The sequence below is a fragment of the Stenotrophomonas sp. P5_B8 genome (assembly GCF_054049855.1).
This window is the reverse complement of record NZ_JBFULO010000408.1, coordinates 1-3,360: the sequence shown is the minus strand read 5'-3', so window position 1 is coordinate 3,360 and position 3,360 is coordinate 1. Positions and strand designations below refer to the sequence as shown.

Genomic DNA, 3,360 nt, shown 5'->3' with positions numbered 1-3,360 from the left:
CAGGTAATCGGGGGCCAGCCACTGCTCGGCGGCCGCGCGCATGGCCGCGTTGGGTTCCACCGCGATCACCGGGTGGCCGCTGGCCAGGAACAGGCGGGTGGAGATGCCGGTGCCGGCGCCGATGTCGGCGACCAGGGTTTCGGTGGCCACGCCGATGTCGTGATGCAGCCAGTCCAGCAGGGCCGGCGGGTAATCGGGACGGTAGCGGACGTAGTCGGCGACCCGGCTGCTGAAGCGTTCGGTCGAGTCCGATGCGCTCATGAAGACCTCACGATTGGGATGCGGCAAACAGGGCCAGTCCACCGAAGAACAACAGGAACCCAGCCACCACCAGCAGGCTGCCGATCACCGCCACCCAGCCCAGGATCAGGCCGGTAAGCGCCAGCCCGTCGCCTTCCAGCGCCTGTGGCTGACGGCGGATGTCCGCGCGCGCCATGTGCCCGGTGATGATCGCAACGAGGCTGCCGATGAACGGCAATAGCGTCCAGCCGACGATGCCCATGACCAGGCTGACGACCGCCAACGCGCTGGTTTGTCGAAGTGGCTGGTTCATCCGGTTCCTCCAAGGCAATGCGCCCATGATAGTGCCTGTGGCCGGTTTATCCCATCGACCGCAGGGTGCCGGCACCGCCTGCGCGGGTCGGTGCGAGCGAAGGCGCGCGGCGTCCAGCGCACCCCGCTCACCCACCGGCATCCTCCGTGATGGCGATGACATGCGTGGCGAAGCGGGGGTTCAGCCCATCAGGACCTGGCCGCCATCCACGTTCAAGGTGTGGCCGGTGATCCAGCCCGCCAGCGGCGAACACAGGAACAGCGCGGCGTTGGCGATCTCCTGCGGCTGCCCGAAGCGGCCGAACGGAATCTTCGCCAGGGTGCCGTGGTACAGCGTGGGATCCTGCTCACGGCGGCGCGCCCACAGCCCATCCTCGAACTCGATCGAGCCCGGTGCAATGGCATTGACGCGGATCCGCTGCGGCGCCAGTGCCAGCGCCTGCGAGGTGGTGTAGTGCATCAGCGCCGCCTTGGCCGCGGCATACGGCGCGGCACCCGGACGCGGCTGCTGGGCCGCGATCGAGGCCAGATTGAGAATGCACGCGTCGCTGGACTGCTGCAGCCAGGGCAGGGCCAGTCGCGAGGCGCGCACCGCCGACATCAGGTCGACGCTGAGGCTGGCTTCCCAGCCGGCCTCGTCGTCGGCCATGCCATAGCCGGTGGCGTTGTTGACCAGAATATCGATGCCGCCCAGGGCAGCGGCCGCATCGGCCAGCCAGCGGCCGATGTCGTCCAGTACCGCCAGATCCGCAGCCGCGGTATGCACGTCCAGGCCAAGCGCCTGGGCGTCATCGCGCAGCGCGGCAAGCCCCTGCTCACCGCGTGCGCATACCGAAACGCGGGCGCCCGCCGCAGCGAACGCCAGCGCCATCGCGCGCCCGATGCCCTTGCTGCCACCGGCAATCAGTACCCGGCGCCCGGAAAAATCCAGGCGCGGGCCGGCAGCGGTCTCGGACGCGCCCGCCATCACAGGTCGAACTTGATGCCCTGGGCCAGCGGCAGCGAGTCGGAGTAGTTGATGGTGTTGGTCTGGCGGCGCATGTACACCTTCCACGCATCCGAACCGGACTCGCGGCCACCGCCGGTATCCTTCTCGCCACCGAACGCGCCGCCGATTTCCGCACCGGACGTACCGATGTTGACGTTGGCGATACCGCAGTCCGAGCCGGCCGCCGACAGGAAGCGCTCTGCGGTCTTCAGGTTGGTGGTGAAGATCGACGAGGACAGGCCCTGCGGCACGCCGTTCTGCATGTCGATGGCTTCATCCAGCGTGCTGTACTTCATCACGTACAGGATCGGCGCGAAGGTTTCGTGCTGCACCACTTCGTCGCTGTTCTTCAGCCCGGTGACGATGGCCGGCAGCACGAAGTTGCCGGCGCGGTCGATGCGGGTGCCGCCGGTTTCCACGGTGCCGCCGCTGGCCTTGGCCTTCTCGATCGAGGCCAGGAACTGCTGCACGGCGCCGTCGCTGTTGAGCGGGCCCATCAGGTTGGCCGGGTCGGTCGGATCGCCGATCTTGCCTTCCACCTGCTTGTACGCCTTGATCAGCGTGGCCAGCACGTCGTCATGGATGGATTCGTGCACGATCAACCGGCGCGTGGTGGTGCAGCGCTGGCCGGCGGTGCCGACCGCACCGAACACGATGCCCGGGATGGCCAGCTTCAGGTCGGCGGTTTCGTCCAGGATGATGGCGTTGTTGCCGCCCAGTTCCAGCAGGCAACGACCCAGGCGATGGGCGACCTTCTCGGCGACCTGGCGGCCCACCTGGGTCGACCCGGTGAAACTGATCAGCGGCACGCGCTTGTCGGCCACCATCTTCTGCGACAGCTCGGTGCCGGCATCGTTGATGAGGAAGAACAGGTCCGGGAAGCCGCCGTCGCGCAGCGCTTCATTGCAGATGCGCATCGAGGCGATGGCGGTCAGCGGGGTCTTGTTGGACGGCTTCCACAGGCAGATGTCGCCGCAGATCGTGGCCAGGAACGAATTCCATGCCCACACCGCGACCGGGAAGTTGAACGCACTGATGATGCCGACCAGGCCCAGCGGCTGGTACTGCTCGTACATGCGGTGGCCCGGCCGCTCCGAATGCATGGTGTAGCCATACAGCATGCGGCTCTGGCCCACGGCGAAGTCGGCGATGTCGATCATCTCCTGCACTTCGCCGTCACCCTCGGGCTTGCTCTTGCCCATTTCCAGGGCGACCAGCGAACCCAGCGCATCCTTATTGGCGCGCAGCGCTTCGCCGCACAGGCGCACGGCTTCGCCACGGCGCGGGGCCGGGGTGGTGCGCCACACTTTGAAGGCTTCCTGCGCGCGCGCGATGATGGTTTCGTAATCGGCGTCGGTGGTGGCGTGCACGGTGGCGATCGCTTCACCGGTGGTCGGGTTGATCGGGGTGATCACACCGGCACTGGTGGCGGTGGACCACTCGCCGTTGCCCAGATAGGTGCCAGCGTTGGTCGCGTCCAGGCCAAGGGCCTTGAGCAGCTCAGAGGACATGCAAACTCCTGTTGCGTATCAAAAAAGGGCGCAGCCGCTGGCAGGGTGGGGGGCGGCATGCAGAACGCCGATTCTACCCGGTCGCCGCAGGCGATGCCCGGCTGCACCCGGCGCGTACGCGGTAGCCCTAAACAGGTAGAGCCGGGCCATGCCCGGCTGCTCTTCCCCTGCAACCGGATAGAATGTCGCCCATTGTTCGCCCCCAGGAATCTGAATGAACGTTACCGTTGCGGAAGGTGTGGTTGTCGGCAATCGTCTGCCATTCGTGCTGTTTGGCGGCCTCAACGTGCTCGAAGACCTCGATTCGAC

General features: G+C 66.9%; 3 protein-coding genes and 1 pseudogene. All 4 read right to left on the bottom strand.

Translation table 11 applies throughout. From position 1 onward, the window contains the following. Nucleotides 1-261: pseudogene (locus ACXJKH_RS17210) on the bottom strand (SAM-dependent methyltransferase); the annotation flags it as partial. Between the two features lie 7 nt (nucleotides 262-268). Next, entirely contained in the window at nucleotides 269-553 is a 285-nt protein-coding gene (locus ACXJKH_RS17205; RefSeq protein ID WP_457321145.1) for a DUF4190 domain-containing protein, read from the bottom strand. Between the two features lie 180 nt (nucleotides 554-733). Further along, nucleotides 734-1,519, bottom strand: a complete 786-nt coding sequence (locus tag ACXJKH_RS17200; protein WP_457321143.1) for an SDR family NAD(P)-dependent oxidoreductase — start codon at nucleotides 1,517-1,519, stop codon at nucleotides 734-736. Then, nucleotides 1,519-3,051, bottom strand: coding sequence for an L-piperidine-6-carboxylate dehydrogenase (gene amaB, locus ACXJKH_RS17195; protein WP_256773927.1), 1,533 nt, complete (start codon nucleotides 3,049-3,051; stop codon nucleotides 1,519-1,521). Before amaB ends, ACXJKH_RS17200 begins: the two co-directional genes overlap by 1 nt. Nucleotides 3,052-3,360 lie beyond the last annotated feature (309 nt).

Coding starts and splice junctions, on each gene's coding strand:
- ACXJKH_RS17200 (WP_457321143.1), bottom strand. CDS start 1,519: ATGGCGGGCGCGTCCGAGACCGCTGCCGGCCCGCGCCTGGATTTTTCC.
- amaB (WP_256773927.1), bottom strand. CDS start 3,051: ATGTCCTCTGAGCTGCTCAAGGCCCTTGGCCTGGACGCGACCAACGCT.
- ACXJKH_RS17205 (WP_457321145.1), bottom strand. CDS start 553: ATGAACCAGCCACTTCGACAAACCAGCGCGTTGGCGGTCGTCAGCCTG.